The organism is Arthrobacter sp. NicSoilB11 (assembly GCF_019977375.1).
Lineage (GTDB): Bacteria > Actinomycetota > Actinomycetes > Actinomycetales > Micrococcaceae > Arthrobacter.
Genome location: NZ_AP024657.1, coordinates 1 through 17,376, shown reverse-complemented (window position 1 = coordinate 17,376; position 17,376 = coordinate 1). Strand labels below are relative to the sequence as shown.

At 63.8% G+C, this 17,376-nt stretch carries 14 protein-coding genes and 2 tRNA genes; 2 read left to right on the top strand and 14 right to left on the bottom strand.

The genetic code is table 11. From position 1 onward, the window contains the following. Positions 1-522 precede the first annotated feature (522 nt). Together LDO14_RS00080 and LDO14_RS00075 are read right to left on the bottom strand one after the other, a co-directional pair. Positions 523-1,401, bottom strand: coding sequence for a rhomboid family intramembrane serine protease (locus LDO14_RS00080; RefSeq protein ID WP_026265864.1), 879 nt, complete (start codon positions 1,399-1,401; stop codon positions 523-525). Between the two features lie 9 nt (positions 1,402-1,410). Further along, positions 1,411-1,956 carry a peptidylprolyl isomerase gene (locus tag LDO14_RS00075; protein ID WP_018769888.1) on the bottom strand — a complete coding sequence of 182 codons (546 nt, stop codon included), beginning with the start codon at positions 1,954-1,956 and terminating at the stop codon, positions 1,411-1,413. A gap of 155 nt (positions 1,957-2,111) precedes the next feature. Between LDO14_RS00075 and LDO14_RS00070 the strand changes: the two genes are divergently transcribed. Further along, positions 2,112-3,074 carry a hypothetical protein gene (locus LDO14_RS00070; protein WP_018769887.1) on the top strand — a complete coding sequence of 321 codons (963 nt, stop codon included), beginning with the start codon at positions 2,112-2,114 and terminating at the stop codon, positions 3,072-3,074. A 169-nt stretch (positions 3,075-3,243) separates the two neighbouring features. Then, a complete protein-coding gene (locus LDO14_RS00065) occupies positions 3,244-4,119 on the top strand; it encodes a glycosyltransferase family 2 protein (protein WP_223993191.1) in 876 nt (291 codons plus the stop codon). 1 nt (position 4,120) lies between these two features. Here LDO14_RS00065 and LDO14_RS00060 read toward each other — a convergent pair whose 3' ends face one another. The 12 genes from LDO14_RS00060 to dnaA all read right to left on the bottom strand — a co-directional run bounded on the left by LDO14_RS00060 (position 4,121) and on the right by dnaA (position 17,376). Further along, complete coding sequence (locus tag LDO14_RS00060; RefSeq protein ID WP_018769885.1) at positions 4,121-5,047, bottom strand: DMT family transporter; 927 nt, start codon at positions 5,045-5,047, stop codon at positions 4,121-4,123. An 82-nt stretch (positions 5,048-5,129) separates the two neighbouring features. Continuing rightward, positions 5,130-5,205, bottom strand: a tRNA-Ala gene (locus LDO14_RS00055). 72 nt (positions 5,206-5,277) lie between these two features. Next, the gene (locus LDO14_RS00050) at positions 5,278-5,394 is read right to left on the bottom strand and encodes a DLW-39 family protein (protein WP_018769884.1); all 117 of its coding nucleotides are present in this window, start codon (positions 5,392-5,394) and stop codon (positions 5,278-5,280) included. A gap of 71 nt (positions 5,395-5,465) precedes the next feature. Continuing rightward, a tRNA-Ile gene (locus LDO14_RS00045) sits at positions 5,466-5,539 on the bottom strand. Positions 5,540-5,636: 97 nt separating this feature from the next. Next, entirely contained in the window at positions 5,637-6,308 is a 672-nt protein-coding gene (locus tag LDO14_RS00040; RefSeq protein WP_026265862.1) for a DUF3566 domain-containing protein, read from the bottom strand. Continuing rightward, on the bottom strand, positions 6,301-8,979 hold the full coding sequence (gyrA, locus tag LDO14_RS00035; protein ID WP_018769882.1) for a DNA gyrase subunit A: 2,679 nt from the start codon (positions 8,977-8,979) through the stop codon (positions 6,301-6,303). The genes LDO14_RS00040 and gyrA overlap by 8 nt, the downstream gene beginning before the upstream one ends. Before the next feature lie 55 nt (positions 8,980-9,034). Next, positions 9,035-11,119 (bottom strand): DNA topoisomerase (ATP-hydrolyzing) subunit B, encoded by a 2,085-nt coding sequence (gyrB, locus tag LDO14_RS00030; RefSeq protein ID WP_026265861.1) that lies wholly within the window; start codon positions 11,117-11,119, stop codon positions 9,035-9,037. A gap of 378 nt (positions 11,120-11,497) precedes the next feature. Continuing rightward, positions 11,498-12,052 carry a DciA family protein gene (locus LDO14_RS00025; RefSeq protein ID WP_018769880.1) on the bottom strand — a complete coding sequence of 185 codons (555 nt, stop codon included), beginning with the start codon at positions 12,050-12,052 and terminating at the stop codon, positions 11,498-11,500. Next, positions 12,042-13,247, bottom strand: a complete 1,206-nt coding sequence (gene recF, locus LDO14_RS00020; protein WP_223993189.1) for a DNA replication/repair protein RecF — start codon at positions 13,245-13,247, stop codon at positions 12,042-12,044. Before recF ends, LDO14_RS00025 begins: the two co-directional genes overlap by 11 nt. A gap of 45 nt (positions 13,248-13,292) precedes the next feature. Next, positions 13,293-14,177, bottom strand: coding sequence for a phosphogluconate dehydrogenase (NAD(+)-dependent, decarboxylating) (gene gnd, locus LDO14_RS00015; protein WP_018769878.1), 885 nt, complete (start codon positions 14,175-14,177; stop codon positions 13,293-13,295). Between the two features lie 114 nt (positions 14,178-14,291). Continuing rightward, complete coding sequence (dnaN, locus tag LDO14_RS00010) at positions 14,292-15,416, bottom strand: DNA polymerase III subunit beta (protein WP_018769877.1); 1,125 nt, start codon at positions 15,414-15,416, stop codon at positions 14,292-14,294. 538 nt (positions 15,417-15,954) lie between these two features. Further along, positions 15,955-17,376, bottom strand: a complete 1,422-nt coding sequence (gene dnaA, locus LDO14_RS00005) for a chromosomal replication initiator protein DnaA (protein ID WP_018769876.1) — start codon at positions 17,374-17,376, stop codon at positions 15,955-15,957.

Sequence of the window (17,376 nt, the reverse complement as noted above, 5' to 3'; positions counted from 1 at the left end):
AACGGCTTGGCAGGCAACCATCATAGGCAGGACGCGGAGGGCCCGCCGGGGATGTTATCCACTTACCAACAGCGCAATACCCACAAGTTATCCACAACTGTGGGTAAGCCCGTGGAAATCCTCCCGCCGCCGGGCGCTGCGCCTACTCCCGCGGGTTTTCCAACGCGGAAACTACACCTCTGTCAGTTATTAACACTGTGTATAAGGGTGTCGATAACGCCCCTCCGGGGTGGTGCACTGGGCCAACATGACGCTGCCGGTGCGTAGTTGTCCACAAAATCCCGTGGAATCCCCTGCTTATCCACTTACACACAGCAATATCCCCACAGGTTATCCACAGATGTGGAGAAAGTGGCGCAGCCTTCCAGCCCATCCCCGGACGCAGGCCATAAACGGGAGGACGCGCATATGAACTACAGCTGTGTAAGTTACCAACATTGTGGATAAGCCCTGTGGAAAACAACTCTGCCCCCGACACCATTGGTGGCGGGGGCAGAGTGCCGTTGCGGTTTGGGCGGGATCCTAGAGAGTTACCCGCACCCAGCTCACAGCGATGAGCAGGGCCAGCACGGCCGCCAGCCCCAAGGCCTGGATGACACCCTGGCGGCGTCCGCGCGGAGTGTAGGCGAGGACGGCCGCACACAGTCCGCCCGTAATGAGGCCGCCCAGGTGGGCCTGCCAGGCGATGTGGGGGATCAGGAAGCCAATGACGCCGTTGATGGCAATCAGGACCCACAGCTGGCGGGTGTCGCCGCCGCGCTGCCGTTGAACCAACAGCATGGCGCCGAAAAGGCCGAAGATGGCTCCGGAAGCACCTACCAGCCCCACGAGCCCTTGGCCGGGCACCAACACGGGATTGAGCAGCAGGTAGCCGACTGAACCACCAACCGCTGAAATCAGGTACAGCGCCAGGAACCGGACGCGGCCCAGAACGGGTTCGAGGGCCTGGCCGAAAATCCAGAGCGTATACATGTTAAGGAGGATGTGCAGCAGCGAATCCGGGGAATGGAGGAAGGCTGATGTCAGCATCCGCCAAGGCTCGAAAGCACCGTACTGCGGGGCAACAAAAATGTTGTTATAGGCGAACTGCTTGTATACGAAGTCGCCCGGGATGAGCATCTGCAGTGCGTAAACAACAACGCAGGCCGCGATGATGCCGAACGTCGCCAATGGCTTGCCGGTGGCAACGGCGCCGCCATAGACGGTCCGCACTTCCGGCGTCGAACGTCCTGTTTCGTTGACGCAGTCAACGCATTGGAATCCGACGGCGGCCGCCCGCTGGCAGTCAGGGCATGCCGGGCGCCCGCAGCGCTGGCAGCGCACGTAGGACGGCCGGTCCGGGTGCCGGGGACAGACCGGGACCTGGGCGGACGGCTCGGCCGACGGAATTCCGTAACTCATGCTGGGGTGTTACAGCTGCTCGATGTCGATGCTGTTGATGGTGACGTCTTCAACCGGGCGGTCGCCCATGCCGGTGCGGACACCCTCAATGGCGTCGACGACCTTCCTGGATTCCTCGTCAGCCACTTCACCGAAGATGGTGTGCTTGCCCTGGAGCCAGTCGGTGGGAATGGTGGTGATGAAGAACTGTGAACCGTTGGTGCCCTTGCCCATCTGGATTCCCGCGTTGGCCATGGCGAGCTTGTAGGGCTGGTTGAAGCTCAGCTCCGGGTGGATTTCGTCGTCGAAGCGGTAGCCGGGGCCACCGGTTCCACGGCCCAGGGGGTCGCCCGCCTGGATCATGAAGTCCTTGATGATGCGGTGGAAGATGGTTCCGTTGTAGAGCGGGGTGCCGGTCTTGTCCTCGCCGGTTTCCGGGTGGGTCCATGCCTGTTCACCCGTGGCAAGGCCAACGAAGTTCTTGACAGTCTTGGGCGCGTGGTTGCCGAAGAGGTTAACCACGATGTCGCCGAGGCTGGTGTGGATGGTTGCTTTTGCAGTTGCGATGGCAGTCATAGGCCCCATTCTCCCATGTCGGTTATTTGCGGCCACGGCTGCGGGGGCAGTTCCGCGCTGGGTGAAATCCCCCTAAAATCCGCAGAGTGAATAGCCCGGGGTGATCTGGGCACGTAGGCTAGCGACAGAACCGTCACATTAATCGGGAGGTAGTTGTGAAGAAATCGGATCGTATTACCCGTGACCTTGAGCAGTCGGTCACCAGTGCGGTGGAAAATGCCAAGGATTGGGCGGCGCCGCGGGTGGAAGCTGCAGTGGACTGGGCTGTTCCCCGTCTGCAGCACGGCCTGGATACCGCTTCTCCCAAGATCCAGGAAGGCCTGAAGACGGCCGCGCACTCCCTGGCCGACGGTGTTGCCACCGTGACTCCCCGGATCCAGGACGGTCTGGCCCAGCTGGCCCCCAAGATCAATGACGTCGTCGAAGGCGCATCACCCAGGCTGCACGAGGCTTTGGACAAAGCCACGCCCGTTGTCCTGAATGCGCGCGACCGGGTGGTGGTGGAATACCTGCCCAAGCTTTCGGACCAGATCGGCGTGGCATCCGGTGCAGTCCACCGCACCCTGGAAAACACTCCGGCACGGGTGGATGCCGTCGCACAGAAGCTGGGCGATGTGGGAATCATCCACGCCCTCCAGGAACAGGCCCAGGCAACCGGTGCACAGCTGAAGGCAGCCGCAGCAGGTGCCGGCCGTGCCGCTGAACTCCAGCTGGCCCAGCCCGAAAAGCCCAAGAAGCGCGGCTGGCTGGTCTTCGGAGTTGTTGCTGCTGCCGTTGCCGCCGGTGTCGCCGCGTGGAAGGCATCCAAGCCTGTGGAGGACCCCTGGAAGACTCCTTCACCGGTCACGCCGACTCCTGCCCCGGTGCCCGCCACCACTGTCAGTGATGTCAAGGAAAACACGGCAAACGCTGCCGGCGGCGCTGCCTCTGCTGCCGGATCTGCCTCAGCCGCCGCAGCGGAGAAGGCAGGTGAGGCAGCGGATACGGCCACTGAAAAGTCCGCAGACGCCGCTGACAAGGCCAAGCACGTGGCCGCCGACACCTCGGAGGCTGCCAAGAGCACAGCCGATGACGCAAAACCGGCCACGGAGACTGACAAGGGCAGCAGCCAGGCCTAGTTTTCCCGCAACGCACCAAGGGGCTCCGTTTCACCGCGGGGCCCCTTTTGCGTACCAGAGCCATTCCTCCCGCCGATTTTGCTGACTGCCCTCCACAGACTCCCGGGCCGCCGCAGAAGCGCGGCCACCGCATAAGGCAGGCGGTGGCCCGGGTGCTAGATTTGTAGTGATGCCAGCCAATCGACCCTCTGGGGATGCCTTGAACGACGCAGCCGAACAGCTCCGCGTGTCCATCGTCATCCCGGCTTACAACGAGGAAAGCGTGATCAGGCAGTGCCTCATCGCTGCCATCTACCAGTCCGTTCCCGCCCACGAGATCATCGTGGTGGACAACCTCTCCAAAGACCGCACTGCCGACATTGTCCGCCAGATGCAGCTTGAGTACCCGGAAGGTCCCATCATCCTGCTGAGCCAGGACCGGGAGCAGGGACTGATCCCCACCCGGAACTTCGGTCTGGACAGCGCCACCGGGGACATCCTGGGTCGCATTGACGCGGACTCCATCGTGGAACCGGACTGGGTTGAGCAGGTCCAGAAGGCTTTCGCTGACTGGTCCGTCCAGGCTGCCACGGGCCCTGTGGTGTACTACGACATGCCGATGCGCCGCTTTGGGCTCAAGGCCGACGACAAAATGCGCCAGCTGATGCTCAAGCTGGCCAAGCACCAGTACCATTTCCTGTTCGGCTCCAATATGGCCCTGCGGGCCAGTGCCTGGGAGACCATCCGCTCCGAGACCTGCCGCGACGAAAAGGACGAAATGCACGAGGACATCGATTTGTCCCTGCACCTGGCCGATCATGAGCTTCCGGTACGGTACTGGCCACAAATGGTGTCCGGGATGTCGGCACGCCGGCTGGAGGATTCCCCGCGCGACTACCGCTACTACGTCACCCGTTTTGACCGGACCTATAAAGCCCACAATGTCAGGAAGATGGCGTTGAAGGCCCCCATGGTGGTCTTCTTCTCGGTATATTTCCCGGCCAAGCTCCTCCGGGCCATCCACACGGTCAACACAGCCCAGCCCGTGCGCCGCGGCGGGCAGTAGCTCAGTCCGTCCCCAACTCCGCGAGCCGGTCCGGTGGCGGGGCCGTTCCGCGCCGCGTTGCCATTGCGGCCCTCTGGCCCAGGACCACGACGGCGAGTCCAGCCAGGATCAGGCCGAGTCCGGCGTACGTGCCGGCCGGCAGGGTCTCGTGCAGGAACACGGCAGCCAGCAGCGCTGCGCCGGGGATCTCCAGGAGGATGATCATGGAGACGATGAGCGGGCTCATGGTGGCCAGCAGGTGGTTGAATGCGGTGTGGCCCACCAGCTGCGCACAGACGGTGATGGCTGCGATTCCCAGCCAGCCTGCGGGCTCGAACCCGGCCAGGGGTTGGCCGGCGAACAGCGCCAGTACTGCCACGAGGGCGGCGCACATCCCGTAGCAAAGCGTGGTGTAGGTTCCGGTGGTCATGCTTTGCCGCGCCTTGCCCCCGGCCAGGGTGTAGAGGCCTGCCAGTGCGCCACCGGCCACCGCCAGCAGGTCTCCCGTGAGTGCCTGCGGTGAGGTTCCGAGGTCGAAGCCGGTGATGGCAACGACCCCGCCGAAGGCGATGCCCAGACCGGCCAGGACCTGCCAGCGGTGCCGGGTGCCGCGGAAGAGCTGGAAGACCGCAATCCAGGCCGACTGCAGGCAGACCAGGGCTGTTGCGGCGGCTACGGAGGTGAGCTGCAGGGAAGTGATGAAGCAGGCAAAGTGCAGTGCGAGGGCGACCGCGGCCAGGGACGACCAGCCGAACTCGCGGCGGGAAATCATGCCGAACTGGCGGGGCTCCCGGACCAGGGTGGGCGTGGCCATGACGGCCGCTCCGATGGCGTTCCGCCAAAAGGCAATGGCCAGGGCGCTGACGCTGGTTGCGCCAAGTGTGGCCGCTATCAGGGGGCCCGATGAGGCGACGCCGAGAACGCCGAGGGCCGCGATGATCAGATTCACGGCAACCCCCTGAAGCTCGTCCCTGACAGAGATGGAAAGCGAAAAGTCCCGGCCAGCGTTTCCGCTGACCGGGACTTCCTTATGGTGGAGGCACGGGGACTCGAACCCCGAACCCCCTGCTTGCAAAGCAGGTGCGCTACCAATTGCGCCATGCCCCCATAAGAAGCAACCCGTCAATCATACCCTAGAACCGTGGAGCCCCTGACAGGCTCCCGGTGCGGGCTCCCGGGCTAGTCCACCGTATCGGTTGACTTGCTCCAGACTGTTTTCCGGGCTTCGGATTCCTGTGCTTTCCGGTAGACCAGGATGCCTGCGATTGCCGCTGCCAGTACAAGCAACTTCTTCACATGCTCCCCGTTCCAGCCAGGTAATGGATGAATCCATCCCTGACCCTTGTTTGAAACCTGCACAGGTTCCGTGGGCGTACCAGGACTTGAACCTGGGACCTCTTCGTTATCAGCGAAGCGCTCTAACCGCCTGAGCTATACGCCCCGATCCCTCATCGGGCCGAGACATGACTTTACAGCACACCCCGGCCCGATCTCAAATCGGGCCTTTCCGCCGGTTTTGGGCCGGCGGAAATGGCTTCCTAGTCGTCGGTGAGGGTAACGCCAATGCCGCCCACCAGGGTGGCAGAAATGTTGTAGAGGACAGCTGACAGCATGGACAGCGCCGTCAACAGGACGACGTTGACCACGGCAATGATGGTGGCGAACGAGGCGACCTGTCCCAGTGAGGCCACCTTCTTCAGTTCGAAGCCACCGCTTTCAGAACCTGCGAGCGTACCGAGCAGGCTGTCCACCTGGTCGAAGATCCCGGTCAGGTCCAGAACAGTCCAGAGGACAATGGCGGCCACCACGGTAACGATTCCCAGTGCCACGGAGAGCAGGAACGCCATCTTCAGGACGGACCACGGGTCCACCTTGCTGATCAGAAGACGGGCCCGGCGGACCTTGGCCTTCGGCGCCGGCTTGACCAGGCCGGGCGTCCCCTGGCCCGGGGCCCCTTGGGCGGGACGCTGCCCCGCCGGTGCCGGGCGCTGCCCCTGAGGGCCCTGGAAGGGGCGCTGGCCGGGCTGCGCGGGACGGTCTCCCTGCTGCGGCCGCTGGCCCGGGACAGCAGGTCGCTGGCCGGGAGCGCCGGCAGGGGCTGCCGGCCGCTGCTGCGGACGTACGGGGGCGTTCACGCGGGGAGCCCCTGCAGGCCGGTTCCCGTCGGGAACAGTACTGTTCGGCTTGGGAAATGAGTCGGAATTACTCACTCGTTACCTCCGTGTTGTCTTCGTTCGGCTCAGCGTCGCCCGAGGCGTCCTCTGACTCAACGGCCGGTGATTCTTCTGCCACTGCTGGCTCGGCGGATTCCCCAGCGGTCCCGCCATCTTCAGCCAACGTTACGTCATCCCCCGAGGATTCCTCGTCCTCAAGACCGCGTTCGCTGTTGCGTGCCACCTCAATGATCCGGTCGTTCTTGTCCGGCTTGGCGAAGATGACGCCCATGGTGTCACGGCCCTTGGCCGGGACACCGGCAACGGAGGAGCGGACAACCTTGCCGCCCTCCATGACCACCAGGACTTCATCCTCCTCCTGGACAATGAGCGCCCCCACGAGGTGCCCGCGCTCTTCCTGGTACTTGCCCACCTTGATGCCCAGGCCGCCGCGGCCCTGGAGGCGGTATTCCTCCACGGCCGTACGCTTGGCGTAGCCGCCCTCAGTTACGACGAACACGAATGAGCCGTCGGTGACCACGTCGGCAGCCAGGAGTTCATCGTCCTCACGGAACTTCATGCCGGTCACACCCGAGGTGGCACGTCCCATGGGGCGCAGCGCGTCGTCCGTAGCGGTGAAGCGGATGGACTGGCCCTTGCGGGACACCAGGAAGAGGTCGTCGGTTTCCGACACAAGCTGGGCGGAGACCAGTTCATCGCCGTCGCGCAGGTTGATGGCGATTACGCCTGCGGAACGGTTGGTGTCATAGTCCTCCAGCCTGGTCTTCTTCACCAGGCCCCTCTTGGTGGCCAGGACCAGGTACGGCGCCTGCTGGTAGTCCTTCAGGTCAAGGACCTGCGCAATGTGCTCATCCGGCTGGAATGCCAGCAGGTTGGCCACGTGCTGGCCCTTGGCGTCCCGGCCCGCTTCCATCAACTCGTACGCCTTGGCACGGTAGACCCGGCCCAGGTTGGTGAAGAACAACAGCCAGTGGTGGGTGGTGGTCACGAAGAAGTGCTCCACTACATCGTCACCCCGAAGCTGGGCACCCTTGATACCCTTGCCACCGCGCTGCTGCGACCGGTAGTTGTCGCTGCGGGTGCGCTTGACGTAGCCGCCGCGGGTGATGGTGACCACCATCTCCTCTTCGGGGATGAGGTCCTCCATGGACATGTCGCCATCAAAGCCCATCAGGATCTTGGTCCGGCGGTCGTCACCGTGCTTGTCAACGATTTCGCCCAGTTCGACGCTGATGATCTCGCGCTGGCGCTGCTCGGAGCCCAGGATCGCGTTGTACTCCTCGATCAGGGCTTCAAGTTCGGCGTGCCGGTCCTGGATCTTTTGGCGTTCCAGGGCGGCCAGGCGCCGCAGCTGCATGTCCAGGATGGCCCGGGCCTGCAGCTCGTCGATATCCAGCAGTTCCATCAATCCGTCGCGTGCGGCTTCGGTGGTGTTGGAAGCACGGATCAGGGCAATGACCTCGTCCAGCATGTCCAGTGCCTTAAGGAGGGCACGGAGGATGTGGGCTTCCTCTTCCGCCTTGCGCAGGCGGTAACGGGTACGGCGCGCAATGACGTCCATCTGGTGGGTTACCCAGTGCCGGATGAACGCATCGAGGCTGAGTGTCCGCGGAACGCCGTCCACGATGGCGAGCATGTTGGCGGAGAAGTTGCTCTGCAGCTCTGTGTGTTTGTAAAGGTTGTTGAGCACCACCTTGGGCACTGCATCGCGCTTGAGGACGATCACCAGGCGCTGGCCGGTGCGGCCGGAGGTTTCGTCCCGGAGGTCGGCGATGCCTGAGATCTTGCCGTCCTTGACCAGTTCGGCGATCTTGATGGCCAGGTTGTCAGGGTTGGCCTGGTACGGGAGCTCCGTGACCACCAGGCAGGTGCGGCCCTGCAGTTCCTCAACCGCAACCACTGCGCGCATGGTGACCGAACCGCGGCCGGTCCGGTAGGCGTCCTCGATGCCCTTGTGGCCCAGGATGGTGGCGCCGGTTGGGAAGTCGGGGCCCTTGACCCGCACCAGCAGTTCCTCGAGCAGTTCTTCCCGGGTGGCGCCGGGGTTGGCCAGGTACCACTGCACGCCGTCGGCAACTTCCCGGAGGTTGTGCGGCGGGATGTTGGTGGCCATGCCAACGGCAATGCCCGAGGAGCCATTCACCAGCAGGTTGGGGAACCTTGCCGGCAGGATGGTGGGTTCCTGGTTCTTGCCGTCGTAGTTGTCCTGGAAATCGACGGTTTCCTCGTCGATATCCCGGACCATTTCCATGGCGAGCGGTGCCATCTTGGTTTCGGTGTACCGGGGTGCCGCTGCGCCGTCGTTGCCGGGCGAACCGAAGTTGCCCTGGCCAAGGGCCAGCGGGTAGCGCATGGTCCAGTCCTGGATGAGGCGGACCAGGGCGTCGTAGATGGCGGTGTCGCCATGCGGGTGGTACTGGCCCATGACCTCGCCCACCACGCGGGCGCACTTGTTGAAGGACCGGTCGGGGCGGTAGCCGCCGTCGAACATCGCGTACAGGACTCGGCGGTGCACGGGCTTGAGGCCGTCGCGGACGTCCGGAAGGGCACGGCCCACGATGACGGCCATGGCGTAGTCCAGGTAGGAACGCTGCATTTCGGTCTGCAGGTCCACTTGTTCCACACGGTCGATCAGCACGTCGCCTTCAAGAACGGTGTCCGGAGTCCCGGCCTCGGGGGCGGGAATCTCGGGGGTTTCGTCGCTCATTCTTTATTTTCCGTTTCAGGTATATGTCTGGTTCCGAATACTTTGGAGCGGGTCCTTAGATGTCCAGGAACCTGACATCCTTGGCGTTCTGCTGGATGAAGTTGCGGCGTGATTCCACGTCTTCGCCCATGAGGACGGAGAAGATCTGGTCGGCGGCAAGGGCATCGTCCATGGTCACCTGCAGCAGCGTGCGGTGGTCGGGATCCATGGTGGTGTCCCACAGCTCGGTGTAGTCCATCTCGCCCAGGCCCTTGTAGCGCTGGATGCCGTTATCCTTGGGGATGCGGCGACCGGCGGCCTGTCCCGCCACCAGCTTGGCGTCGCGTTCGCGGTCGCTGTAGACGTAGTCATGCGGCGCGTTGGACCATTTGATCCGGTACAGCGGCGGCTGCGCCAGGTACACGTAGCCGTTCTCGATCAGGGGACGCATGTAGCGGAACAGCAGGGTCATCAGCAGGGTGGTGATGTGCTGGCCATCCACGTCGGCATCTGCCATGAGCACAATCTTGTGGTACCGCAGCTTGGCGAGGTCGAAGTCCTCACCGATGCCGGTTCCGAAGGCGGTGATCATGGACTGGACCTCCGCGTTGCCCAGGGCCTTGTCCAGGCGCGCGCGTTCCACGTTCAGGATCTTGCCGCGCAGCGGCAGGATGGCCTGTGTCTCGGGGTTGCGGCCGCGCTTGGCGGAACCACCGGCGGAGTCACCCTCCACGATGTAGACCTCGCACTTTTCCGGATCCTTGGAGGAGCAGTCGGAAAGCTTGCCAGGCATGCCAAAGGACTCCAGCGGGCTCTTGCGCCGGGCATTGTCCCGGGCCTTGCGCGCTGCCATCCTTGCCTGGGCGGCGGAGATCGCCTTGCGGATGACGTCGCGGGCGGGGCCTGGGTTGCGCTCCAGCCAGTCGCCCAGGCCGTCGGTGACAACGCGCTGGACGAAGCCCTTGACCTCGGAGTTGCCCAGCTTGGTTTTGGTCTGGCCTTCGAACTGGGGTTCAGCCAGTTTGACGGAGATGACGGCGGTGAGGCCCTCACGGATGTCGTCACCCGTGAGGTTGTCTTCCTTCTCCTTGATGATGCCCTTCTCCCGGGCGTACCGGTTGATGAGGGATGTCAGGGCAGCGCGGAAACCTTCTTCGTGGGTGCCGCCCTCGTGGGTGTTGATGGTGTTGGCGTAGGTGTGCACGCTCTCGGAGTACGCGCTGGTCCACTGCATGGCCATTTCCAGGGCGATGCGGCGTTCCGTGTCCTCGGTTTCGAAGGCGATGACGTCTTCGTGGACAACCTCCACCTTCTTGCCCGAGTTCAGGTGCTTGACGTAGTCCAGCAGGCCTTCGTCGTACTGGTACACCACTGTGCGGTGCTCTGCGCTGACCTCACCCTCGGTGCTGAGGTCGTCGAGGTCCAGGTCGCCGTCCGAGTCGTCGGCTGCCGTGCGCTCGTCCGTCAAGGTGATACGCAGGCCCTTGTTCAGGAAGGCCATCTGCTGGAAACGGGCGCGGAGCGTCTCGAAATCGAACTCGGTGGATTCAAAGATCGCAGGATCGGGGTAGAAGGTCTGGGTGGTGCCGGTGGCGTCCGTCTCCTCGCCCTTAACCAGGCTGCCCTGGGGCTTGCCGCCGTCGGCAAACGACATCCGCCATACGTGCCCCTGGCGCCGCACTTCGGTGTCCACGCGGCTGGAGAGGGCGTTGACCACGGAAATGCCGACACCGTGCAGGCCACCGGAGACGGCATAACCGCCGCCGCCGAACTTGCCGCCGGCGTGCAGGATGGTCATGACCACCTCGACGGTGGGCTTATGTTCAGTGGGGTGCATGTCCACGGGAATGCCGCGGCCGTCGTCCACCACCTTCACGCCGCCGTCGGCCTGAAGGACCACCTCGATATGGCTGCAGTAGCCGGCCAGCGCCTCATCCACTGAGTTGTCCACCACTTCATAGACCAGGTGGTGCAGGCCGCGGGGCCCTGTGGAGCCGATGTACATGCCGGGACGCTTGCGGACAGCTTCCAGGCCTTCAAGCACAGTGATATCGCTGGCGCCGTATTCCCTTTGGGTGCTGGGCGCAGCCGGGGTATCAGGGGTGCGGCCATCCTCGACTGCTGTATCTGCTGCCAGAATATCTGTATTGTCGTTAGCCACAGGCGCTGCGACTCCTCTGTTCTCGATGATGGCCGGCCGGTTTCTTTTCCCAAGGAAAAGCCACCCGCCAACAGGCACAAACTTATGGCGCCGGTGACTTGCTGACGGTTGGTGCTCCACGCTCCGCACGCGGATAGCGCGCGGAGAACGGACTGGTGTCAACGTTTCATCCGCGCCCAGTTATCTGCATCGATTCTACCGCGAACAGGTCCAGATCCCTGCATTCGGAGGGCCTTCGCCGCCAGTGAACATGGCCCTCCGAGGCTCTGGGTCCCGCCTAGGGCGGCCCCGCGGTACGCCCTCCGGGTGCCTATACACGCTGCGGTCCTTACAGCGCCCTACACGCCCTCGGGCGCAGTTTCAAGAGCTGGGTGCCGGCTATCCGTACGTGTCCCGCGGCCCACGGCCGTTGACGCTGCGTCCACCCTTGCGCCAGCTGGGTGCCGAGGGGCCGAGTACCTGGATGCTGGTCACCACGCCGTCGCCCAGTTCCCGGCGGAATTTATCGAGGAGGCTGCTGCTCAAAAGCCGCAGCTGCGTGGCCCAGGCAGTGGAATCACACCGCACGTGGAGTGTGGTGTCGGTAAAGCTTTCGGGAGTGCAGTGGGCCGAGATTTCCGGCCCCACCAGTGTGGCCCACTCCGCCATGACGGAACCGACGGCCACCGGTGACGTCCAGCCGCGCTCTGCCACCAGCCGGCCAACAACTTTTCCCAGGCCCAGGGGGTCGCGGCCCGTGGAGTGGAACTGGCTGAAGCCGCGCGTGTCACGGATACCGCCCTTGGCCTTCTGCGAACCAGGCCGGGCCACCCTGCGCCGGACTTCACCGCGCGCGGCCGCGGCTTCGCGCATCCGGTTCAGCGCAGCCTGCGGGGCATCGATGTTGTCAGGCTCGCGGCCGGGCTGCGGCCCCCCGCCCTGCTCAGTGCTCATCGATACCTCCCGGGATGACCTTCACCCGCCGCCCGGACAGCTCTTCCGGAATATCGGCGTCGACGGCGGCGGTCACCAGGACCTGTTCCGCGCCGGAGACTATTGCCGCCAGTTTACGCCGCCGCTGGACATCAAGTTCGGCAAACACATCGTCCAGGATGAGGATGGGCGCCGAGCCTCCGGTCCGGGCATCGTCCAGCATCACGTAGTACGAGGCCAGCCGGAGCGACAGGCACATGGACCATGTTTCCCCATGCGAGGCATACCCCTTGGCCGGCGCCTGGCCCAGCATCAGCTCCAGTTCGTCACGGTGCGGCCCGACCAGCGATATGCCCCGTTCCAGTTCCTTCTTCCGCGACTCCGCAAAGGCCTGGACATACCGTTCCGTGAGTTGTTCCACCGATAGAAGTCGCAGGTCATCCTGCCCGTCCGAAGTACCCCCGGCAGCGGCGCGCTGCACGCCGCCGGCCGGGACGCCGTCGTCGTCCATTTGGTTCTGGAGCGTTGAACGGTAGGTGGCGTCGGCGGGCTTGGTGGCGTCCGTGAGCTCAGCATAGGCGCGGGCCAGGTGCGGGCGGAGCCGTTCCACCAGCTCCAGCCGGGCGTGCAACAGTTCCGCGCCGGCGCGGGCCATGTGCTGGTCCCACACGTCGAGGGTGGATTCATGCGCTGCGCTGAATTTTCCGGCGCGGGCCGATTTCAGCAGGGCATTGCGCTGTTTCAGGACACGGTCGTAGTCACTGCGGGTGGCGGCATGATGCGGAATAAGGCTGGCCAGCAGCTCATCAAGGAAGCGGCGGCGGTTGGACGGATCGCCCTTGACCAATGCCAGGTCTTCCGGCGCGAACAGGACGGTCTGGCAGATGCCGAGAAGATCGCGGGCACGGACCGGGTTGCTGCGGTTGATGCGGCCACGGTTGGCGCGGCCGGCATTGATTTCCAGCTCGAGGACCGTGACCTGGGTTCCGCGGACCAGCCGGGCACGCACCAGGGCACGCTCCGTGCCGAACCGCAGCAGCGGCGCATCGGAACCCACCCGGTGCGAGCTGAGCGTGGCCAGGTAGCCGATGGCCTCCATGAGGTTGGTCTTGCCGATGCCGTTGTATCCCACCAGGACGGTGACGCCCGGGCCCAGGGCAAGGTCAACCTGGGCGTAACTGCGGAAGTCGGTCAGTGAAAGGTGTTCCAGGTACACGCGGTTTTCGGCAATTCTGGGAACGCTGCTGGTTCCCGGTGGGTGCTACTTGGCGGGACGGGTGGCGTGGCCGCCAAACTGGTGGCGGAGCGCGGAAACCATCTTCATGGCAGGAGAGGTGTCTTCGCGCGATGCGAACCGGGCGAACAGCGCGGCGGTGATGGCCGGAGCGGGCACTGCGTTGGCAATGGCCTCTTCCACGGTCCAGCGGCCCTCGCCCGAGTCCTCCACGTAGTCGTCGATCGAGGACAGTCCCGGGTCCTCGTCAAGTGCCTTGACCATGAGGTCCAGCAGCCACGAGCGGACCACCGTTCCCTTCTGCCATGCCCGGAAGGTGCCGGGCAGGTCGGTGACGATGTCCTTGGCCGCGAGCAGTTCGTAGCCTTCGGCATATGCCTGCATCAGGCCGTACTCGATTCCGTTGTGGACCATCTTGGCGTAATGGCCGGCACCGATGCCGCCCACGTGGACGAAACTGTCCGCCCGTTCGCCCTCGGGGCGCAGGGCGTCAAAGACGGGCAGTGCACGTTCGATGTCGGCGGCGTCACCGCCGGCCATCAGTCCATAGCCGTTCTGCAGACCCCAGACTCCGCCCGAGACGCCGCAGTCCGCAAAACGGATCCCCTTGGCGGCAAGCAGTTCGCCGTGTTTCTGGTCTTCGGTGAACCGGGAGTTCCCGCCGTCGATGACCAGGTCGCCCTGTTCCAGTTTTTCACTGAGTTCGCTGATTACCGCGTCCGTGATGGCCCCCGACGGCACCATCACCCAAATAATCCTGGGCACCGGGACGGCAGCGATCAGGTCATCGACGCTGGCGGCATCAGTGACGTCCGGGTTCCGGTCATAGCCGGTGACCTCCACGCCACCTTTGCGCAGCCGCTCGCGCATGTTGAATCCCATTTTGCCAAGGCCAATCAGTCCAATGTGCATTATGCGGGTTCTCTTTCTGCATGGCGGGAGCCGATGAGGCGAGGGTGGCGGTGGTTGGGGCCCCATCGGCGAGGGACCCGGCCTGAGCTTGCGAAGGCTGGGAGCCGATGGGGACTAGTTGGGAAGGCGGACCGGCATCACCAGGTAGCGGTAGTCATCCTGGTCCTCGCCGTCGGCGTCTGCCTGGGCCGTGATCATGGCCGGCTTGGGCGCCGTGGTGAAGGAGAAGCGGACGAACTTGGTCTCAATGACGCTGAGGCCTTCAATCAGGTAATGCGGGTTGAAGGCAACCGTGATGTCGTCACCGGAAAGCTGGGCCTCCAGCTCCTCGGAGGCCTGGGCGTCCTCACCGGTGCCGGCGTCCAGGTTCAGCAGGCCTGAGGTGAAAGCAAGCCGGACCGGGGTGTTGCGTTCGGCCACGAGCGAGACGCGCCGGACAGCCTCCACCAGTTCCTGCGTCTGGACGGTGGCGTGGATGGGCGTGGACTCCGGGAACAGCGAACGGATTTTCGGGTAGTCACCGTCCACCAGCAGTGAAGTGGTGGTGCGGCCGCCGCTTTCGAAGCCGATAAGCCGGCTGTCGTCGTCGGACAGGGCCAGGTTGATGTCACCGCTGTTGCCCAGCGTCTTGGCCACCTCGTTGAGGGTCTTGGCCTTGACCAGGGCACTGGTGGAGATGCCCGGGGTAACCGGCTTCCATGGTACTTCGCGCATGGCGAGCCGGTACCGGTCCGTTGCCAGAAGCGTGATCAGGTCGTCTTCGATCTCCATCCGCACGCCGGTGAGGATGGGGAGGGTGTCGTCCTTGCTCGCAGCGATGATGACCTGGGAAACGGCCTGGGCAAAGGCGTCGCCCGGAACGGTTCCACTGATGGCCGGCAGGGCAGGCAGCGGGGGGTACTCGGCTTCGGGCATGGTGGCCAGGTGGAAGCTGCTTCGGCGGCAGGTGAGCGTGACTTTGTTGCCATCCGTTTCGACATCCACCGGAGCGGAAGGCAGGCTGCGGCAGATGTCGGCGAGCAGGCGGCCCGACACGAGGATGGTTCCTTCGTCCCTGATGTCCGCCGTGATTTCAAGCCGTGCCGAGGTCTCGTAGTCGAAGCTGGAGAGGCTGACCGTTCCCGCTTCAGCCTTCAACAGCAGGCCGGAGAGGACAGGCACCGGCGGCCGCGGAGACAACGAGCGGGCTGTCCAGGTGACGGCTTCTGCCAGGACGTCCCGATCGACTCTGAACTTCACGGAAGGGTGCCGCCTTTCATTGCTGCTGCCAGGTAAACCCGGGAATTTCGCAGGGAAACTCCGGAAGAAGTGGGGCGCACCCTGGCTGGTGCATGGTTCGTCGAGCTCGCAACCACGCAGAAACCCAGGGATGGGAGCGCTGCTGACAGCTTAGCCGGAAGATCCTCGATTAACCCATCCCCCGGTGTACAGCCCGGCCCGCTTTGGGGCCGGCAGGCCCCCTCGCCGGGCGTCCGGATCGATCTTGTTGTTTGAGGGAATTCAATTTTTTGGGATTCGTAGTGTTAATAACTGCTGTGGAAACTGTGGATAACCCTGTCCTGCCCCACCGTTCCGCGGTTAAGGCCTGTTCACGGACTGTGCGTTAACTGGGTTTTAAACAGGGTGTGGATGGGGACAACGTGAAGGCCGGTTTTTAACGATCCACAGACGGCTTAAGGGTTTTAAGCCCATTAACCGCGCTTGTCCCCTTAACTATCCACAGGCTTATCCACATGTCCCTGTTAATAAGGTATGGAGTGCCGGGGGCGGTGTGGATTCAGGAGTCGCGCTGTTGCTGTTTGATCCGGTTGGTCAGCTCTGTCACCTGGTTGTAAATCACACGGCGTTCGGCCATCAGTTCGCGGATCTTCCGGTCGGCGTGGATGACCGTCGTATGATCGCGGCCGCCAAGTTCCTGCCCGATCTTGGGAAGCGACATGTCAGTCAGCTCCCGGCAGAGGTACATGGCGATCTGCCGGGCGGTGACCAGTGTCCGGGTCCGGGACTTGCTGCACAGTTCTTCCATGCTGAGCTTGAAGTAGTCCGCCGTCTGTTGGAGGATCTGGGCGGACGTGATCTCCTGCGCGCCGTCGTCGGTAATCAGGTCCTTCAGGACCATTTCGGCAAGTGCCACGTCCACGGGCTGGCGGTTCAGGCTTGCGAAGGCCGTTACCCGGATCAGGGCACCTTCAAGCTCGCGGATATTGCTGGAAATCTTGGAAGCGATGTACTCCAGGGCATCATCCGGTGCCGACAAGCCCTCGCTCAGTGCCTTCTTGCGGAGGATGGCGATACGGGTTTCGAGTTCCGGCGGCTGGATGTCCGTCAGCAGGCCCCACTCAAACCGGGACTTCATGCGGTCCTCGAACCCTGCCAGCAGCTTGGGCGGCTGGTCCGAGGTGATGACTACCTGCTTGTTGTTGTTGTGGAGCGAGTTGAATGTGTGGAAGAACTCCTCCAGCGTCCGGTCCTTGCCCGCCAGGAACTGGATGTCGTCAATGAGCAGCACGTCCACGTTCCGGTACGTGGTCTTGAAGCTGGCGCCCTCATCGTCACGGATGGAGTTGATGAAGTCGTTGGTGAACTCTTCGGAGTTGACGTAGCGCACACGGATCCCGCTGTAGAGCCGCCGGGCGTAGTGGCCGATTGCGTGCAGGAGGTGGGTCTTACCCAGTCCGGAGTCACCGTAGATGAAGAGCGGGTTGTACGCCTTGGCAGGAGCTTCGGCGACAGCGACGGCGGCTGCGTGGGCAAAGCGGTTCGAGGAACCGATCACGAAGGTGTCGAAGACGTACTTGGGGTTCAGCCGGCCGAATTCATGCGACGTGCTGGGCAGCATGGGCTGCGGCTTCTGCTCGATCAGCTGGTCAGGTGCGTAGGCGGGCTCGACGACGGGCTCAGGCTCCTCATGGATGGGAACCAGATCCGTGTCGACGTCGATGGCGCAGCGGATGTCCTCGGAGAAGACGTTGTGCAGGGCATCGTCCAGGGCGTCCTTGACCTGGGTCTGCAGCACTTCCCGGGTGAGTTCATTGGGCACGGCCACCAGGAGGGTGGAACCGATGAGCCCCTGCGCCTGGGCAAGGATGACAAAGCCCCTCTGGCGGGGTGATACGCGGTGGTCCTGTTCCAGCAGGCTGACAACCCGGCGCCAGGAACTTCCGACAGTATTGGCGTGGTTGGCTTCGTCTACTGTCAT

Coding starts and splice junctions, on each gene's coding strand:
- LDO14_RS00080 (WP_026265864.1), bottom strand. CDS start 1,401: ATGAGTTACGGAATTCCGTCGGCCGAGCCGTCCGCCCAGGTCCCGGTC.
- LDO14_RS00075 (WP_018769888.1), bottom strand. CDS start 1,956: ATGACTGCCATCGCAACTGCAAAAGCAACCATCCACACCAGCCTCGGC.
- LDO14_RS00065 (WP_223993191.1), top strand. CDS start 3,244: ATGCCAGCCAATCGACCCTCTGGGGATGCCTTGAACGACGCAGCCGAA.
- gyrA (WP_018769882.1), bottom strand. CDS start 8,979: ATGAGCGACGAAACCCCCGAGATTCCCGCCCCCGAGGCCGGGACTCCG.
- LDO14_RS00025 (WP_018769880.1), bottom strand. CDS start 12,052: ATGAGCACTGAGCAGGGCGGGGGGCCGCAGCCCGGCCGCGAGCCTGAC.
- gnd (WP_018769878.1), bottom strand. CDS start 14,177: ATGCACATTGGACTGATTGGCCTTGGCAAAATGGGATTCAACATGCGC.
- dnaA (WP_018769876.1), bottom strand. CDS start 17,376: ATGACAGTAGACGAAGCCAACCACGCCAATACTGTCGGAAGTTCCTGG.